The sequence below is a fragment of the Pseudoalteromonas sp. 68 DY56-GL68 genome, assembly GCF_041414825.1.
Taxonomy (GTDB): Bacteria; Pseudomonadota; Gammaproteobacteria; order Enterobacterales; family Alteromonadaceae; genus Pseudoalteromonas.
On record NZ_JAOCZL010000021.1, the window covers coordinates 445149 to 462535 of the forward strand.

15 protein-coding genes are annotated in these 17387 nt (G+C 41.0%); 4 read left to right on the forward strand and 11 right to left on the reverse strand.

Annotated features, from left to right (window positions below; translation table 11 throughout):
* Positions 1 to 21 precede the first annotated feature (21 nt).
* Positions 22 to 1515: a BCCT family transporter gene (locus NYF15_RS16480; protein ID WP_371354143.1), complete on the reverse strand. Its 1494-nt coding sequence runs from the start codon at positions 1513 to 1515 to the stop codon at positions 22 to 24.
* 220 nt (positions 1516 to 1735) lie between these two features.
* On the opposite strand from NYF15_RS16480, the gene NYF15_RS16485 reads away from it, so the two are divergent.
* Positions 1736 to 2152 (forward strand): MgtC/SapB family protein, encoded by a 417-nt coding sequence (locus NYF15_RS16485; protein ID WP_130149759.1) that lies wholly within the window; start codon positions 1736 to 1738, stop codon positions 2150 to 2152.
* Between the two features lie 59 nt (positions 2153 to 2211).
* Here NYF15_RS16485 and NYF15_RS16490 read toward each other — a convergent pair whose 3' ends face one another.
* A complete protein-coding gene (locus NYF15_RS16490; protein WP_371354144.1) occupies positions 2212 to 4110 on the reverse strand; it encodes a beta-ketoacyl synthase in 1899 nt (632 codons plus the stop codon).
* 127 nt (positions 4111 to 4237) lie between these two features.
* On the opposite strand from NYF15_RS16490, the gene NYF15_RS16495 reads away from it, so the two are divergent.
* Together NYF15_RS16495 and NYF15_RS16500 are read left to right on the forward strand one after the other, a co-directional pair.
* A complete protein-coding gene (locus NYF15_RS16495; protein ID WP_371354145.1) occupies positions 4238 to 5248 on the forward strand; it encodes a GlxA family transcriptional regulator in 1011 nt (336 codons plus the stop codon).
* Positions 5249 to 5371: 123 nt separating this feature from the next.
* Positions 5372 to 6571, forward strand: a complete 1200-nt coding sequence (locus NYF15_RS16500; RefSeq protein ID WP_371354146.1) for an ATP-binding protein — start codon at positions 5372 to 5374, stop codon at positions 6569 to 6571.
* Here the strand turns inward: NYF15_RS16500 and NYF15_RS16505 are convergent.
* The 9 genes from NYF15_RS16505 to NYF15_RS16545 all read right to left on the reverse strand — a co-directional run bounded on the left by NYF15_RS16505 (position 6564) and on the right by NYF15_RS16545 (position 15433).
* Complete coding sequence (locus NYF15_RS16505; RefSeq protein ID WP_371354147.1) at positions 6564 to 7022, reverse strand: GNAT family N-acetyltransferase; 459 nt, start codon at positions 7020 to 7022, stop codon at positions 6564 to 6566. The two genes, NYF15_RS16500 and NYF15_RS16505, sit on opposite strands and share 8 nt — an antisense overlap.
* Positions 7023 to 7066: 44 nt before the next feature.
* Positions 7067 to 7561 (reverse strand): MgtC/SapB family protein, encoded by a 495-nt coding sequence (locus NYF15_RS16510; protein ID WP_130149754.1) that lies wholly within the window; start codon positions 7559 to 7561, stop codon positions 7067 to 7069.
* A gap of 18 nt (positions 7562 to 7579) precedes the next feature.
* Entirely contained in the window at positions 7580 to 8683 is a 1104-nt protein-coding gene (locus NYF15_RS16515) for a peptidase C39 family protein (RefSeq protein WP_371354148.1), read from the reverse strand.
* The gene (locus NYF15_RS16520; protein ID WP_371354149.1) at positions 8683 to 10077 is read right to left on the reverse strand and encodes a RimK family protein; all 1395 of its coding nucleotides are present in this window, start codon (positions 10075 to 10077) and stop codon (positions 8683 to 8685) included. The genes NYF15_RS16515 and NYF15_RS16520 overlap by 1 nt, the downstream gene beginning before the upstream one ends.
* Positions 10078 to 10438: 361 nt before the next feature.
* Positions 10439 to 10915, reverse strand: a complete 477-nt coding sequence (locus NYF15_RS16525; protein WP_371354150.1) for a transcription elongation factor GreAB — start codon at positions 10913 to 10915, stop codon at positions 10439 to 10441.
* Between the two features lie 76 nt (positions 10916 to 10991).
* On the reverse strand, positions 10992 to 11912 hold the full coding sequence (secF, locus tag NYF15_RS16530) for a protein translocase subunit SecF (protein ID WP_371354151.1): 921 nt from the start codon (positions 11910 to 11912) through the stop codon (positions 10992 to 10994).
* On the reverse strand, positions 11909 to 13720 hold the full coding sequence (gene secD / locus NYF15_RS16535; RefSeq protein ID WP_371354152.1) for a protein translocase subunit SecD: 1812 nt from the start codon (positions 13718 to 13720) through the stop codon (positions 11909 to 11911). The genes secF and secD overlap by 4 nt, the downstream gene beginning before the upstream one ends.
* 73 nt (positions 13721 to 13793) lie before the next feature.
* Positions 13794 to 14165 (reverse strand): hypothetical protein, encoded by a 372-nt coding sequence (locus NYF15_RS16540; protein ID WP_371354153.1) that lies wholly within the window; start codon positions 14163 to 14165, stop codon positions 13794 to 13796.
* Between the two features lie 221 nt (positions 14166 to 14386).
* On the reverse strand, positions 14387 to 15433 hold the full coding sequence (locus tag NYF15_RS16545) for an NAD(P)-dependent alcohol dehydrogenase (RefSeq protein ID WP_371354154.1): 1047 nt from the start codon (positions 15431 to 15433) through the stop codon (positions 14387 to 14389).
* A gap of 209 nt (positions 15434 to 15642) precedes the next feature.
* Here NYF15_RS16545 and NYF15_RS16550 point away from each other — a divergent pair, with 209 nt between their 5' ends.
* Complete coding sequence (locus tag NYF15_RS16550; protein WP_371354220.1) at positions 15643 to 17385, forward strand: ABC transporter ATP-binding protein/permease; 1743 nt, start codon at positions 15643 to 15645, stop codon at positions 17383 to 17385.
* Positions 17386 to 17387: the final 2 nt, after the last annotated feature.

The following is a 17387-nucleotide window of genomic DNA, read 5'->3' on the forward strand; positions in this document are numbered from 1 at the left end:
TACTGTAAAAAAATGTTTGAATTATGCACACAAGTCACGAACAAACTCTTTCAAAAACCCTGCTAATTGCAAAATAAAAACAGCTAAAAATGGCAAAGCCCCTAAAATCGCTATACTCCGATTTAAAGGCTCATCTTGTTGTAAAAGCAGTGCAAAACTGCACATAAATAACGCCAAACACCATGCATACAGTGTGCTCTCATTTTTAAACTGATTTTGAACAAGCTGCCTTATCACTAAAATAGCGGAGTCCGCCGAGGTTGCAACAAACACTAAAAGTAATAACAAGCTACTCCATATCAAAATGGTTCCTTGCCAGCCTAACTGACTAAAAAATACAAACAACCCTTGAGTGTAGTCATGCTTAATCGCTGATAAAATACCGGCTTGGTTTAGTTTGTCCCACTCAATTGCAGCGCCAGAGAATACAGAAAACCAAATAATCGTGACACATGTAGGAATACCGACAACCGCCAAAATAAATTGCCACACTTTTCTGCCTTGACTAATGTTGGCTAGAAATACACCGACAAATGGCCCCCAAGCTAACCACCAAAAATAATAGTTATATGTCCAGTGCGTTGCCCAAATGGATGTGTTTAATTGACTATCAAACTGCCATGTTCCTGTGGCTAGTAATTGTAAATAATAACCTGTTCCATCTAGTGCAATCTTCATAATAGGTGCAACAGGCACGATAAATAATAGCCAAATCAATAATGAAAATGCTAAAAGGACATTAAAGATACTTAACGATTGCACCCCTCTTCTAAGGCCTAATTTCGCTGATAAAGTATAAATAACAAATAATACACTTACGATTACAGTGCCTATCAATAAAGGCGATGTAATACCCAGTTCAACCTCAACGCCCTTACTAATAAGTAATGTTGAGTTTGCAATTGTTCCAACAACGCCGAAGAACACAGCAAAAACTGCAAGTAGTTTAATCGTAAAGTCCACTCCTCGCTTCTTACGTAGGCTAAGTTTATTTCCAAACGCACTCATAACAGGCGCACATATATCGCCAGAGTTACCACTGTATTGCGTCAACCCTCCTAGCACTAAGCCAAAAACGGCATACAAGGCCCATGCATGAGCTCCCCAATTAACAAGGGTTAATGCAAGGCTACTTGCTAACCTATCAGGGTATAGACTTTGCTTTAAAGGAGGGTTCATAAAATGCATTGCAGGCTCTGCAACTCCCCAAAAGATCAGCCCTGACCCCATTCCGGCTGCGAATAACATAGCAAACCAGCCAAAGTTGGAATATTCAATTTTTGCATGTTCACCGCCTATTTTTCGGCTCCCCAAGGGGCTAAATGAAAGAATGATAACGGCAAATAATAAGAAGTTAACGAACAGGAAAAAGCCACTTCCTAGAAAAGAGAGGATGTATTGAACCATAGGCTGTATATGTTTCGTCATCAGTTCAGGCTGAGCCGCAGCAATGAGCGCAATAAAAATACAAATAGCCAGCGATGTTTTTTCTAGCATGGTGATTGAATGTTTCAAATTATAGCCTACATAGTGAACACTTTTAAAAAGTGCATGACGGTGTGCAAATAAACTAAGTCTGAAAATTTGACACGCTACTGGGTAAAATTCGCAAAATTATAGCAATTAAGATCTACTAAAACTCGGCTAGATGTCCTAATTACTTTATTTTTCTATAAATATTAACTAGGTATTAAACTTGCTATTTAAACAGAGTGTATATTTAAGGAATTGATAAATGGACTTTAATTTAGACTGGCATGAAGTCATTGATAATTTAATTCACCTAGGTATTGCCTATTTACTTGCCTTACCTATGGCCTTTGACCGAGAAAAGACAAGTAACGGAGCAGGCTTAAGAACTTTTCCGCTGGTTGCAGTGGCGTCCTGTGGCTATGCATTGGTTGGCATGTCAGTTTTAACAAGCTCAGAGGCTGAATCAAAAGTACTTGAAGGAATTATCACCGGTATAGGCTTTATTGGTGGTGGCGCAATTTTAAAGAATAAAAATTCAACCTATGGTACAGCGACTGCTGCAAGTATTTGGAATATGGGTTTAATTGGCATTGCCGTTGCGTTTAGTCGCTATGAAATAGCTTTTTTGATGGCGTTGATCAATTTTGTAACCTTACGATATGTAAAGCGCTTTAAATAAGAAAAAAGGCGCTATAGAAGCGCCTTGCTGTCAAGAATGTGCTTAAACATGTCTTGATCTTAAAACATATCCTGATACGGGTTCGATTTTGATAACGCAATTGATTTATCAAAACCTGGGATTGTCATTGAGTCAGCACTCATTACAATCTCATTTTCATCGATTAAACCATCCCCAAAACGGTAAATTAGCTCATAATGACCTAAATCAGCTTTTTGTTGATAGTCAGCTTGTGCTAGTGCAACTTGAGTATGACGGTCTTGATATTGTGCCATGGCCGCATCGCCATGACGCTTAGCTAACATCTTTAATGTCATTGCAGGTGAAAGCACTGTTGCTGTCGCATTATTACCACCAAACCCTTTTGAGTTAATAAATGCGACATCCATTGCATCACACTGGTAATGCTCAGTGCGGATATCTAAATGATCGCTATATACATCCTCAGCGACTTTATCGATTGTCGTGATACCTGGCATAATGTTGTGGCTAAACACGCCCAGTGCCATAGCCAACTGATCACCACTAGCTGGAGCAATCGTATGGCCAACATACGCTTTAGGCGCAGCAACTTTCCAGTTATCAATAGAAAAGGTCTCTGCTACCTTATGGTAGATAAGCGATTCTGTAACTCGGTTTTGGGGTGTACTTGAACCATGCGCCAAAATAAAGCTACGTTTTTGCACTGCTTCTTGGCCAACAATACGACTAGCCAGCGCGACGGATTTAGCCATAGTAATATAATTACCAGGTCCAGGGGCGGTGATTGATTTTTTAATACCATCTGCATTAACAAATACATCAGCAACGGAGCCTTGAATGTCTGCACCGAGTTCTAAAGCAAGGGCATCATCCATCAAAATAACAACCTGTGCTCCCTCACCAATTGTGAAGCCACAGTTCTCGCCAAATGGGCGGCTTGTACGGCGGTGATCAACCACCTCTGTATTATCTAAGCGCTTGAGTCCTTCTTCATTAGCAAGCGCACTCATATTGCCAAAACCTTCAACAATTTCAGGTGTGATTGCACACTCAACCGATGCCACAATCGCGACACGAGTACGACCCGCTTGAATATCATTTACCGCAGCACGTAGGTTATATAAAAATGTCGCACACGCACCTGATGTGGTAAACGTTGTCCCAACATTACCCGTCACATACGCATTAATGAAGTCAGTCGACATGGTATTTAAGCCAAGTGCTAATTGTTTAGTACTTACACGGTCGCCCTGCTGACGTGAGCGGATTAAACCACCTAACCCTTCGCCATCTACTTGTCCAACAACAGATGCTGAATAAGTGCCAATTTGATCAGGTTCAACGCTATTCATAACATGCTGCCAATCAAGCCCTGTTGAGCGAATTGCATCTGTTGCGGCAAAAATAGTGGCTTGAAGGCCTCTAGGTTGATAACGACTGTTGTACATATTTGCAGGTTCAAAACCTGTTGGTAACTGACCAGCTGCTTTAATAGGGTTATCACGTGTGCTGTCATGTTTAACTGCAATATCAGCACTTATAGTTACTTTTACTTTTTTATCGCTAAGGTCTTCAACTAACCAACTTTCAGGTACTGGCGTTGGTAAATCACGACGACGCGTTTCAAATATAATCTGTTGCTCATCTGATGCTGTCAGCGTCATTTTTTGTTGCCAAGGTGTGGCGTCAACATCAAAATGATTTTTTTCAATCTTACGAATAAGCGTACCAGCTAAAACCTGCTCACCGAATCGAGCTTCAATATCAGCTTCATTAACAGTGTTTCCATCTGCATCTTTTAAAACACCTTCAGTCAGCGTGACTAAATTCATGAGTGTCGCTAACCCTAAAAATGTTTCTTGGCGGGCTTTAGCGTCCAAGCTGTCTAACACGATACGACGATAACCTTGATGAAAAGAAGTGCGGCCAGCGGCATTAATACCACCCATACCAACAATAACGGGTAATGCTGTCATAATTAACCTTGAGAAAACGTGTTACGAGAATTAAACCAAGTTTAAATGGATTAACCCGCACAGTTTGTGCTTAAATAGCCAAATATCCTGCACAATGAGCCAAAACTAACTGGTCGGAGCAATTTGAGTGACGAATCTTCAACAAGCAAAAGCGATAGAAATTAGTATATTGGTTTATCCTCACTTGCTAATAACCAGTTTAACTCTGCCCATCGAAATGCTCAGAGCAGGCGAAGCTTTTACTAAAAGCCATTCGCAATCAGAAGAATTTAGGCCCTTAAACATTAACTTGGTAGCAAGTAACTTAAATGCCATCCCCAATCGTACAGGTCTTGCTATTGTGCCAGACTGCGAAGCTGACACTGCCCCCACCAGTGACTTAATTATTGTACCTGGTATTTGGCGTAACCCGCGTCCGGTAGTGAGTAAACAACAGCAATTAATACACTGGCTTAGCGATTCTTGGCAGCAAGGAAGCAATATTATTGGTGTGGGGACCGGCAACTGCTTAGTAGCTGAGGCTGGGTTGCTGGACGGTCACCCCGCAACTACTCATTGGCATTATGCAGAGCAATTTAAGCGGGATTACCCAAATGTGCAGCTTAAACCTGACTTTTTCATCACGCAATCTGAGCGCATGTATACCGTTGCTAGTTTAAATGCCCTTGCTGATGTGATTGTCCATATTATCAGCCAATATTATGGCCGAGAAGCAGCGCAACATGTTGAGCGCAACTTTTCCCATGAAATTCGTAAGCCTTATGAAGATCAACGCTACCTTGAAGGTGCTGTTGATAAACACCCTGATGAACTTATCGCGCAGATCCAGTTTTGGTTAAAAAACAATTTAGCCTCTGAGCTAACACTGCATGAGGTTGCGGCGCAATTTAGCTTGAGTTATCGCACCTTCACGCGGCGATTTCGCCAAGCCACCAGCCAAACGCCCGTTGAGTATTGGCAGCAATTACGCGTACAAGCAGCAAAAGAGCTACTAGCTTCATCAAATTTATCGATTCAAGAGGTGGCACTTGAAGTTGGCTATAATGATCAAGGTCATTTAACCCGGGTTTTTAAAAAAGTGTTATCACAAACGCCCAGTGAGTATCGTACTGTAGTAAGACGAAAGCTTTTTGGTTAAACATAGGCCACATGAATTAAATAAAGTTAAAAAATTAACATCAATATAGCTTATTCAAGTTGCTGATTTAGAAATTATTACTAAGCTTTTAAATAGTTGTATCTCACTATTTTGAGCCAATAAATGTATCAACCTGATTATAATGAGTTAGTGCAGAGTTGGAATAAAACGCTTGAAGTTTTAGCCCTGTTTGCCAATGTCCCTGTTGCGTTAGTAATGAAAGTCGAAAACAACATTATTAGCGTATTTTCGAAAAATGATTATCAAGAAAATCCCTATAAGATTGGTGACAGCGAAGAATTAGAAGATTCAGGCCTTTATTGCGAACATGTAATAAAAACCCAAAAACTGCTTAATATTCCAAATGCACTGATTGATGATGACTGGAAGGAAAACCCTGACATCAAACTTAATATGATTTCGTATTTAGGCTTGCCAATTAGTGCTGGAGATACGACCCCATTTGGCACTATTTGTATTCTCGATAGCAAACCGCATAAGTATGACGAGCCTGTAATCAAGCTTCTTGAAACAATAAAGCAAAGTTTTGAAACACAGCTCAAGTTGCTGTATCAGCAAAAGCAAGCGTTTGAACAACAGCAATTTGCAGAGCTTGCTACCTTAATCAGAGGGATTGCTCATGAAGTTAATACCCCTCTTGGTAATTGCATCACCGCAGTAGACGTAACAGAGTTGGCTGTAAAAGAGACTCAAGCTAAACTGCTACAAAAAAGATTAAGTGAACTCGCATTACAAAACACATTAAGCACAATAATAAACACCAGTGAATTGTTAAATCGAAACTTATCGACTTGTGCGTACAAAATCCGCATTTTACAAGATTTGCTTTACCCTAACCCACAATCAAACAAAACGATTATGTCCTTAGCTGAACTTGCTGAATCTCTAACGGTTCATTTAGAAGAAAAAATAAAGCATCAGAATATTAAACTTACAGTGAAATATCAGGATCCACATAGCCAATGTGAAGTAGCAGCTGATTTACTCAAACAAGTCCTGTTTATTTTACTGCAAAACTCCATTGAACATGCATTTAGCAAAACCGATAACCCAGTCATTGAGATTAATATTTATGATTTTGACGAAGTTTTAAAAGTTCATTACATAGATAATGGCATCGGCATTAACAACAACGAACAGCACTTTATTTTTACCCCATTTTACAAAGGCAAAGATAATCAATCAGGTATGGGTCTTGGCCTGAGTATCGCGAAGAAAATAGTGACCCAACAACTGCAAGGTGATATATGTGCGCTTGAGAGCTCAGCAGGCGCACACTTTTTAATAAACTTACCTAAGTAGTTTTATCTGGAAGAAATGTTTTGGAAAATAAAATTTTACTACTTTGTGGTGTGCCTTTGTCTTCATAGCCCACTATTTGATAGTCATTTTTAATAAGCATACTCAGCATTGCAGGAAAACGATTCATCGATTTTACATCAATAGCATCATAATCATGTTCTTTAATCCATGCTTCCTGCGCTTTCAATAATGCCTGTGCAATCCCCTTCCCTCGCCATTTTGGCGCCACTGCACCAAGCCAGCTATAGAAGGTATTTGCATGTAACGCATAACCCAGTTTGTAGGCCACAGGCTCATTATTTATATAGGCACCTAAAATAAGGTGCTCACAATTAGCTATCCTAGCTTGTAATTTATTGAGCGTATTTCTTCCATCAAATTCGGGAATTTGGCAATCAACCAGCAATACGTCTTGTAAACTAGCAGGCTTTATTGTGTAACAAGATGCCATTAATTTTATTTTCCGTTTAGTGTTGTTTAATAGCTAACTTTTGCTCACTTTTCTTTACGATAGTACAACTTTGAATAGCGTTTTACCCGTGCGTGCACGCCGCGCCCTAAGTTTTTAAACTTAGCCTCAAGCACATCAACACCATATAAAATAACAACGACTAACACTGAAAGCTTTATCGCAGCGAGTAAGTTATCGGTGGCAATGACAACGCCAATAGATGCCAGTACCCAAATGGTCGCCGCAGACGTAACGCCAACCACTGCGCCATCCTTCGCTAGCATAACACCTGCACCTAAAAAGCCAATTCCGGTAATTATTTGCCCAACCACACGGGAGTGATCAATCACATCACCATGCAACATAAAAGCCGTTGCTAAAAACAAATAAGTCCCTAATACAATTAATGCTGATGTGCGAATACCCACCGGCTTACCACGTAATTGACGCTCCATACCAATAATAGCACCGCAAAATGCAGCGCTGCCAATCGCTGGCCAAGAGTATGGAGCAATATCTAATAGACTACTGAACGTCACTGTACTTCCAAAATTATATTAAATAGAAAAGGCCATTGCAGTACTTAACCTTGATGAACCAAAGCTGGCCATTTTAGTAAAATCAGCTTTCGCTATAGGCACATGCTGACAATCAATTGCCAATTGCTTTTCATTTTCACAAAACGGGTCATGCACGTATAAACAATGCTCATCAATATGCGTTACACACACCCAATGCGGTGATTTTTTACCATCGAATCGATAGGTACTGATCAATAACACCACTGCTTTGCCCTGAGCCAGCCAATCTTCAATAGCTAGCAAAGTTAACTCTTGATACCGCACCGGCAGTTTTGCAGTAATCGCCTCTGCTACAAACTGATTGTGTACTGTATGTAAGATGGCTTTTTTCTTTTCGCTTCTTACGCCATCAATAAACAACGAATCACGGGTATTTAAAATAACATCGGCTTTGAAACCACGTTTCATTGCAGCAAGTGCTAACCCTAGAGGATGACAACCGCCATGCCCTGATGTCATAAAAATAGTAGTTGCTTCACGCCATATATCCAGCTCTTTTAGCTGACTCATAGGTGTTTCGTTTAATGACGACATCGCCATTAATAATGCCGCGGGACCACAGGTAAACTCAGTTGTTTGCTGATACCAAGGCGTGTGTTTATCGGCATTAAATTCGATATTACGACGAATGTTTTTTTGCATTCGATGGGCATCACTATGGTCGTCATAATAATCACTGTAATGACCAAACACCTGGTAACCCTGCTTTTCATACAAGCGAATTGCTGATTGGTTGTTTACCGCAACTTCTAAACGCATGTATAAACGGCCCCGTTTAGCCGTTTCATTTTCAAGCGCAAGCAGTAGCTGTGAGGCAATACCTTTGCCTTGCTGAGATTGCAAAACAGCCAATGAATATAACCGAGCAAGGCGGGTCCCCTTGTGGCACCACACCAAACCATAACCAACCAGTTGATTATCTACCTCGGCCACCATCAGCAAGCCGTGGCTTGCGCTGATCCAGCGCTTTAAACTACGACTACTTAATCTATCTTGGCTAAAGCTTTGCTCTTCAATGGCAACAAGGGCCGCCAAATCCGCAGCCTTAGCAAAACGGATTTGACAAACAGATGCATTCATTAACCGCGGCCCCGCGCTTCAAGGCGTTGTTTAAACTCATCCATAATGATCATATAAAGCTCATCACCTAAATAAGCATCTTCGACTTTATGGTCAATACTTGGGTTGTCATTCACTTCTAACACGTATGCCTTGCCTTGGTGTTCTTTAACATCAACACCATACAAACCTTTACCCACCGTTTTACAAGCTTTTAATGCCGCATCAAGTACCACTTTTGGTAGCTCAAATGTTGGCAAGGTTTCAAAGCCACCTGAGAAGAAACGTTTTGCATCATGGTTGTAAATTTGCCAGTGATTACGCGCCATTAAATAACGACACGCATAAATTGCACGGCCATTTAATACCCCGACACGCCAGTCGTATTCGGTGTACATGTACTCTTGTGCAAGCACAAGCGCACTGAACTCAAACAGCTCAGTTAACTTAGCAACTAACTCATCACGATTAGCAACTTTAAATACGCCTTTTGAGAAAGAGCCTTCTGGCATTTTTAATACCAGTGGGTAGCTAAAGTGTGCTTCTAAACTATCAATTGTCTCTTCACTTGTATCAGCCACAACATGAGTTTTTAAACTCGGCACTTTTTGATAATTAAAGGCATCGTGCAAATACACTTTATTACAACAGCGCAGTATCGACTCTGCATCGTCAATTACTACCAGCCCTAAGCTTTGTGCTTTACTCGCTAAACGATAGGTTGGATGGTCGATGGCCGTTGTTTGACGAATAAATAACGCATCAAACTGTGCGATGCTGGTAATTTCATCAAATGTCAGTGCTTGGGCATAAATACCATGTTTAGCAGCTGCTTTAATAAATTTAGCAATAGCATCTTTATCACTTGGCGGCACTTTTTCTTGGTGATCAACCAAAATAGCCATATCCCAACGATAACGACGTTTTTTATCGTTTATACGCCACACGGATTCTGTAAAGCTACTGAGTTGTTTCACAAACTCCGTAAAGGCGGTGTCATTTAATGAGGCAATCGTACCTTGCTTAACAACCCCTTGCTCATCACACACTAAAATAGGCGCTGGGTATTGTGTAAATAGCGCTTTAGTTGCTTTGCTTTGCTGCTCATGATCTGTGTGACCAAAAAATACTGTGCCACCAGCAAGCTCTTTATGACGCGTACTGTGCTCATCACTGCGTAGTGCATTAATTGTTTTTACACTTGGTAATACCTGATGCTTTCTTGCTTCAGCAAGTAAAGAACAATAATAACCTTTACTTAAATACTGCCCTGTATCACACAAGTTTAAAATGCGCGTTTTTGGCTCATTATGTTTTGGGTAATCACGTAAGTAGGTGTCAAAGGTAATGACATTTTCGAAATTTTGAGCAATACGTTGCTCATTGTTATCAACCACAATCAAGGTTTTAAACACGACTTTTCCTAAATTAAGCCATAGATAAAATGAAAAACACCCAACCAATTAAGTGAACGCATGAGGCTAAATTTCACTTAACTAGATGGGTGCTTGGAATACCAATACGCAATAATACATAATCATTTTGAGGGACCAAACCTGTCGCTACCTGCGTTAAAAATTTCTAATTTAGAACAACTAAATAACGAAATTTTTGCCTTGGTTTCAACGAGGTTTGATTGCCTCAAACCTGCTCACTTAATTAAGCGTATTGGTATAAGCATTATGCTTGAAGTGATTTATAGAGGTTTTTTTGCTTTGTTACCAACGAGATATTTTTTACTTGAAGATGAAATTTACTGATTAAAAATACCAATAACTAAATTAACTGATCTATGGTGTACAGCTGTTTATTGCCAGCAATAGAGAGTTCAACTTCATCATCAATTTGTTTGCCAATCAATTGCTTACCTAACGGCGCTACTCGGGTTACAACATAAATAGGCTGCTCTTTTAGGGTTACCACTAAGCCACCTGCACTTGGGCCCATAAAAAACCACTTTGCGTTATCTTGCTCATCGATAAGACACACTAATGCACCTTCACGAACCTTATTAAATTCGCTTTCTTTGAACACCGTATTGAATGCTTGAATATCACGGTAGCACTCATTAACTCGTTCAGCTTGCCCTTGCGCTAAGTATGCGGCCTCTAAACCCAAGGTATCGTATTGGGTTTCAGCAACACTTTCTTCGTGAGTTGCTGCATCATGGGCCGCTTTTGCCGCTTCTTTGGCGTTTTGCAGTTGTGCCTCAAGCGCAAAGCGTAAATGTTCAATTACGTGTGTTTTATTCATATCAAAGCAGTTAAAACAGAAAAGCCGCTATTCTATGGAAAAATAGCGGCTGATGAAAGTAAGTTATAAAACTGACTTACGGCATCTCCATATAGGCTTTGGTTTTATCATCCAGTGTTTGGGTGTAATTTTCTGAACTTAACCCCAATAGCTGCGGCAAGGTCGCGGCGATACAAATCGATGAGAAGGTGCCCACCACAATGCCCACAAATAACGCGATAGCAAAACCCGTTAATGCAGCCCCTGCAAGCAGCCAAATACAGGCTATGGTCGCAAGTGTTGTGCCTGAGGTGATCAATGTACGCGTTAGGGTAGAACCAATTGCCTCATTAATCACAACATGGGTATTAATGCGTTGATTGTCTGGCTGAATACGTAAAAGCTCTCTGACTCTGTCGCCAACAATAATTGAGTCATTTAATGAATAACCAATAATAGCCAGTAAACTCGCCAGCACGGTTAAATTAAATTCAAGCCCTAACAAGGAAAATAAACCAAGCACTAAGATTAAATCATGTAACAGTGCAACCACTGAACCTACCGCGAGTCGCCATTCAAAGCGAACGGCAAGATAAACCATAATTGCAATCAGCGCCGCAAATAAAGCTAAACAACCTTGCTCAAAAAGCTCATCACCCACTTGTGAACCTAAAAATGAGCTAGATAATACGCTATACTCTACACCTTGCTCATTCAGCTCTGCTTGCCAAGTACTGGCTTTGCTAGCCTCTGGTGCTTCTCTTAAAACAAAGTGATATTCACCCGCTTTACTAATGGTTAATTTACTCGCAACCTCAGGGCTTAACTTTGCTTTTAAATCAGCAATTGACGTCACTGACGTTGTGTTAATTTCACTGATGTAGCCACCTGTAAAATCAAGGCCAAAGTTTAGCCCTTTTACAGATAAAACAATTAAGCTCGCGATGACTAAAATACAACTTAGCAATAACCCTAAAACGCGCGCTTTACTCGCTGCAGTTAATGTTGACCAATTCATGCTTTAGCCCCCGTTAAATTAGTTAGTTTAATGTAGAGTGTTTGGCTAAGGGCTTTCGAAATATAAACGCCAGTAAAAACGCTAGTTAATAGTCCAAGCGCTAATGTGATTGCAAAGCCTTTCACAGGGCCATAACCTATAGCGTATAAAATAATTGCCGTGATCATGGTGGTCACATTGGCATCAAAAATAGTCGTAAAAGCTTGGTTATAACCTTGCTCAATCGCTTGATATGTAGGTCGACCTTTACGCTTCTCTTCTCTTATTCGCTCAAAGATAATCACATTTGTATCAACTGCCATCCCTATCGTCAGTACAAGTCCTGCAATCCCCGGTAAGGTCAGCACAACCCCCGGTAATAACGACATTAAACCAACTAAAGCCGTTAAATTAAGCAGTAAAGCAATATTGGCAATTAAACCTAAACGACGATACCAAAGCGCCATAAAGGCAAGGGTAATACCAATACCCAGCATTAACGCAGCTAAACCGTGTTCAATGTTTTCACTGCCTAAGCTTGGACCTATGGTTTGTTCTTGAACAATGGTCACTGGTGCTGTGAGCGACCCTGCGCGTAGTAAAAGCGCTAAATCGTAGGCTGCTTGCGGGCTTTTCATATTAGTAATACTAAAACGAGAACTTAAATGCTGGGCAATGTTTGCCACATTGATCACTTCGCTTTTTTTCACAACGTCGCCACTTGCATCCCGAGAGTATTCAGAATATACCGTGGCCATTGGCTTACCTATGTTGTGCTTCGAAAAAGCAGACATCGCATCACCACCTTGCGAATCTAAGCTAAGCTGAACTAAAGGCTTGCCCCATTCATCTTTGCCAACACTGGCATTATTAATGTGATCACCTGAAAAAATCGCCATCGGATTTAAATTAACAACGCCACCGCCTTGTACATTAAACGCTTTACCACCTACTTCGACGACTTGATAAAAATCGAGGGTCGCAGTTGCACCAATAATACGTTTCGCTTCTGATGGGTCTTGCACACCGGGTAACTCAATGCGAATGCGCTGCTTACCTTGTCTTTGCGTTACTGCTTCAGTGATACCAAGCTCTTCAATACGACCACGCAGGGTTGTTAAGCTTTGCGCCATAACTTGTTTATTGAATTCGTTTTGGCTTTGCTCATTAAAATGCAGTAATACCGTGGTTAGGTTATTCGTTGTTGATTTAGTTTGCATCAGGCCTTTGAATTGACTTTGTAACGTTGAGACAAGCCCTGCGAGTTGCTCCTCACCGCTTGGTAAAATTTGTAGCTCAACCCCTCCTTTTACTTCACTTGCCCGAATCCCACGAATTTTGTCTTTGCGAAGCGTCAATTTAGTTTGTTGATACACACTGTTTAAGTGCTCTTGCATTGCTTTATCTAGGTCAACATCAAGTACGAATAACACCCCACCATTTAAGTCGAGTCCCAACTTAATCGGTGAAAGGCCAAGCTGCTGAAGCCATTGTGGACTTGTCGCATGCTCAACAATTTTAGCCTCTAGCTGTGGGTATTGCGTTTTGATAAAACTCAACGCATTAGCACTTTGAGTCGGCTCAGCTAATAAAATAGCCAGTTGTGCTTGGCTATCATTGGCTTCAGTCACTTCAAAACCATGTTGATTTAGTGACGTTGTCACACTTTGCAGCGTCACAGTTTGATCTGGCAAGCTAATGTGCAACCAAGATTTGTTAGGGTAAAGGTTAGGTAGTGCGCTAACCGCTAATAAAATACACGCCGCTATCATAGCGACATAACTCATTTTTAGACGACGCCATAGCGCCGGCTTTGATTTATGTGACATACATGACTTCCTTCCGGCATTGTCAGCCGGTAAAAATTAATTCCAAAAATACAAAAGTAACGAAGGAAGTCGTTTAGTTTTGGTAGGTCGTGTTGGCTTTGTATAAAAGATTAGCGTCTTTCCAGCCACTAATGCGGGATTTACGTTGAGTGGCTAACGCAAACCATGGGATCACACACACAGCACCTGGCGGCGCTAAAAAGTGCTCTTTTCCCCAATCTTCAGCAAAGAATTCAATCAATAGCTCGTAATCAGGATCAACCTGACTATGATAAAGAAACAATGATGAATTACTGGCAGTTAAACGCGGTACAAGGGTATCAAACCCCGATGGTTCTACCGGCTTAGGATGTTCAACTGTATGAGTTTGGGAAATAACAGGGGTTTTAGTCAGCTCCACTTGGAACAATTTAGTCGCAGCAAAGTGTGAGTGCGTATCAGGCATAGCCATGCTCTGTGCACTAAAGAACACAGTAAAGAGCAAGATAATGACTGAGAAAAACCGTAACAAGAACTGACCAATAAATTAAGTGGATAACAGGGATATAATGAGGGTAAAAAAATAAAACACAAGGCATTACTTAAACAAATAGTGACAAAATAAAAGTAACTAAAATAAAGCGGGCCTAATTAGGCCCGCTTAGTCATTTAGCTTTGTTAAACGAGTTAAACTTCTAATGATGACATGTCGATAACAAAGCGTGAGGCCATATCACCTTGCTTTAATTTATCAAATGCATCATTAATCTCTTCCATTTTGATCATTTCAACTTCTGGCAAAATATTATGTAACGCACAGAAATCGAGGATTTCTTGGGTTTGTGCAATACCGCCAATTAATGAGCCAGCAACACGGCGACGCCCCATTAATAACGGCACTGAGTTAGACTCAGCAAGCTCACCTACTTGACCAACCAATACTTGCGTACCATCAATATCTAAAAGCGGAATGTACGGCGTAAAGTCGTGTTTTACCGGAATGGTATTAATGATCACATCAAATTGATTAGCATGCGCTTGCATGGCAGCTTCATCACTCGATACCAATAAATCTTTTGCGCCATAAGATAAAACCTGTTGTTTTTTCTTATCACTACGGCTGATTGCCGTAACATGTGCGCCCATTGCTGCTGCGATTTTAATTGCCATGTGGCCTAAACCACCTAGCCCAATCACACCAACACGACTACCTGGGCCGACATTCCACGTGCGTAGTGGCGAATACGTTGTGATACCGGCACATAGAATTGGCGCACATTTAGCAAGGTCTAAACCTTCTGGTACGCTCAATACAAACTCTTCTCGCACCACAATGTGTTTTGAATAACCACCTTGAGTGAGTTCACCACTGATACGGTCTTGTCCTGAGTAGGTCCCTACCATACCTTCGCGACAAAACTGTTCTTCACCATGATGACATTGGTCACAGCTTAAACAGCTATCAACCATACACCCTACTGCAACATTATCGCCCACTTTGTATTTAGTAACGCCACTGCCTACTTCAAGGACACGGCCAACAATTTCATGGCCTGGTATGACAGGATACTGAGTCCAGCCCCAATCGTTTTCTGCTGTGTGTAAGTCAGAATGGCACACACCACAATACAGAATTTCAATGGATACATCTTCATCACGAAGTGCACGGCGTTCAAAATGATACGGCTCTAATGGTTTTTCAGAATCATGTGCTGCATAACCGACAGTTTTCATGCTTACTCCTTAATTTTCTTCGTGTTTAACTCATGCATTAACTAATTTGCTAATGCGCTGGTGTATACTGCATTCAGTATAGAGGTAAATCTGCAAACTACACTTGCCTAAAACACGAAAGCTTTTGCCTATTTTTATCAAATTGACTTTAAGAGACCCCCATGCGTGGAATGAGCCGCAAAGAACAGGTGACGAGATCGCCTGATGCAATGAACCTATCACAAAGCATCAAAACACTCTGGCCCTATTTAATGAGCTTTAAAGGCCGCGTTATTTTAGCCGTCTTGGCGCTTATTGCTGCAAAAGGCGCCACATTACTGATGCCTTGGGCACTAAAAGAAATAATTGACGCGGTTGATGCAAGTACCAACCCGCTATTAAGCGTTCCTATTGCCTTACTGATCGCTTATGGTTTACTGCGCTTTGCCAGTGTATTTTTTGGTGAAGTACGCGATGCATTATTTGGTCGTGTTACAGAGCACGCTATGCGCCATATTGGCTTAAAAGTATTTAAACACTTGCATAGTTTAGAACTTGCCTTTCATCTTGATAGGCAAACCGGTGGAATTAGTCGCGATATAGAGCGTGGTACAAGTGGCCTCAGTTTTTTAATGCGCTTTTTGATGTTTAATATCGTACCAACCTTATTTGAAATAATCACAGTAGCGATTATTTTTGCAACCTTGTTTTCACCTTGGTTTGCACTTGTCACATTAATTGCAGTCGCTACTTACATTGCTTTTACTGTGATTGTAACTCAGTGGCGTAACCGATTTATTCGTGAAGCAAATGCTGCCGATAATAACTCAAACAGCCGTGCTATCGATAGCTTACTAAATTACGAAACCGTGAGCTACTTCAACAATGAACACTATGAAGCGAGCACCTTCGACGGCTTTTTAGCTAAGTGGGAACAAGCGAGGCTAAAAAATCGTTTATCATTACTGGCGCTTAATTCAGGGCAAGCGCTTATTATTGCCGCGGCTATTACAGCGCTAATGTGGCTAGGTGCCAGCTCAGTGGTCAATAAAGAGCTGACAATAGGTGAACTAGTGATGATCAATGCTTACATGATCCAGCTATTCTTGCCGCTTAACTTTTTAGGCTTTGTTTATCGTGAGATACGCCGTGCGCTGACTGATCTTGAAAATATGCTGGGGCTGTTAAATCGAAAAGCCGCTATTAGCGATGACAAAGATGCAAAACCATTAAATGCAACCAAAGCTGCTATTCGATTTGAAAGTGTGTCGTTTAGTTACGATAAACAACGGCCAATTTTAAATAACTTAAGCTTTGAGGTAACTTCAGGCAGCAAAGTGGCGATTGTGGGTGCCAGTGGCGCAGGTAAAAGCACGCTAAGCCGCCTGCTCTACCGTTTTTATGATGTTGATGAGGGTAAAATTTATATCGATGAGCAAGCAATCAACACAGTAACACTTGAGAGCTTGCGCCAAGCTATTGCCATCGTACCGCAAGATACCGTGCTATTTAATACCAGCATTCGCGAAAACATTGCCTACGGAAATCCAACAGCAAGCGAAGATGAAATTGATAAAGCCATAAGCCTTGCCCATTTAGATGGATTTATTGCAAGCCTAGATAAAGGCGATAAAACCCTTGTTGGTGAGCGCGGTTTAAAAGTGTCGGGCGGTGAAAAACAGCGCATTGCAATAGCCAGAGCCATTTTAAAAGGTTCACCGATTTTATTATTTGATGAAGCAACATCGGCGCTAGATTCGCATTCAGAGCAAGCCATTCTTAATGCGATGCGTGAAGTCGCACAAAGGCACACCAGCTTAGTGATTGCACATCGTTTATCAACAGTTACTGACGCAGACAAAATTATTGTGATGAAACAAGGACAGGTTGTTGAACAAGGTCAGCACCATCAACTGCTTGCAGCGAATGGTGAATACGCACGAATGTGGCAGTTACAGCAAAGCGAAGAATAAAC

Coding starts and splice junctions, on each gene's coding strand:
- NYF15_RS16485 (WP_130149759.1), top strand. CDS start 1,736: ATGGACTTTAATTTAGACTGGCATGAAGTCATTGATAATTTAATTCAC.
- NYF15_RS16490 (WP_371354144.1), bottom strand. CDS start 4,110: ATGACAGCATTACCCGTTATTGTTGGTATGGGTGGTATTAATGCCGCT.
- NYF15_RS16500 (WP_371354146.1), top strand. CDS start 5,372: ATGTATCAACCTGATTATAATGAGTTAGTGCAGAGTTGGAATAAAACG.
- NYF15_RS16505 (WP_371354147.1), bottom strand. CDS start 7,022: ATGGCATCTTGTTACACAATAAAGCCTGCTAGTTTACAAGACGTATTG.
- NYF15_RS16515 (WP_371354148.1), bottom strand. CDS start 8,683: ATGAATGCATCTGTTTGTCAAATCCGTTTTGCTAAGGCTGCGGATTTG.
- NYF15_RS16525 (WP_371354150.1), bottom strand. CDS start 10,915: ATGAATAAAACACACGTAATTGAACATTTACGCTTTGCGCTTGAGGCA.
- secF (WP_371354151.1), bottom strand. CDS start 11,912: ATGAATTGGTCAACATTAACTGCAGCGAGTAAAGCGCGCGTTTTAGGG.
- secD (WP_371354152.1), bottom strand. CDS start 13,720: ATGTCACATAAATCAAAGCCGGCGCTATGGCGTCGTCTAAAAATGAGT.
- NYF15_RS16540 (WP_371354153.1), bottom strand. CDS start 14,165: ATGCCTGATACGCACTCACACTTTGCTGCGACTAAATTGTTCCAAGTG.
- NYF15_RS16545 (WP_371354154.1), bottom strand. CDS start 15,433: ATGAAAACTGTCGGTTATGCAGCACATGATTCTGAAAAACCATTAGAG.
- NYF15_RS16550 (WP_371354220.1), top strand. CDS start 15,643: ATGAACCTATCACAAAGCATCAAAACACTCTGGCCCTATTTAATGAGC.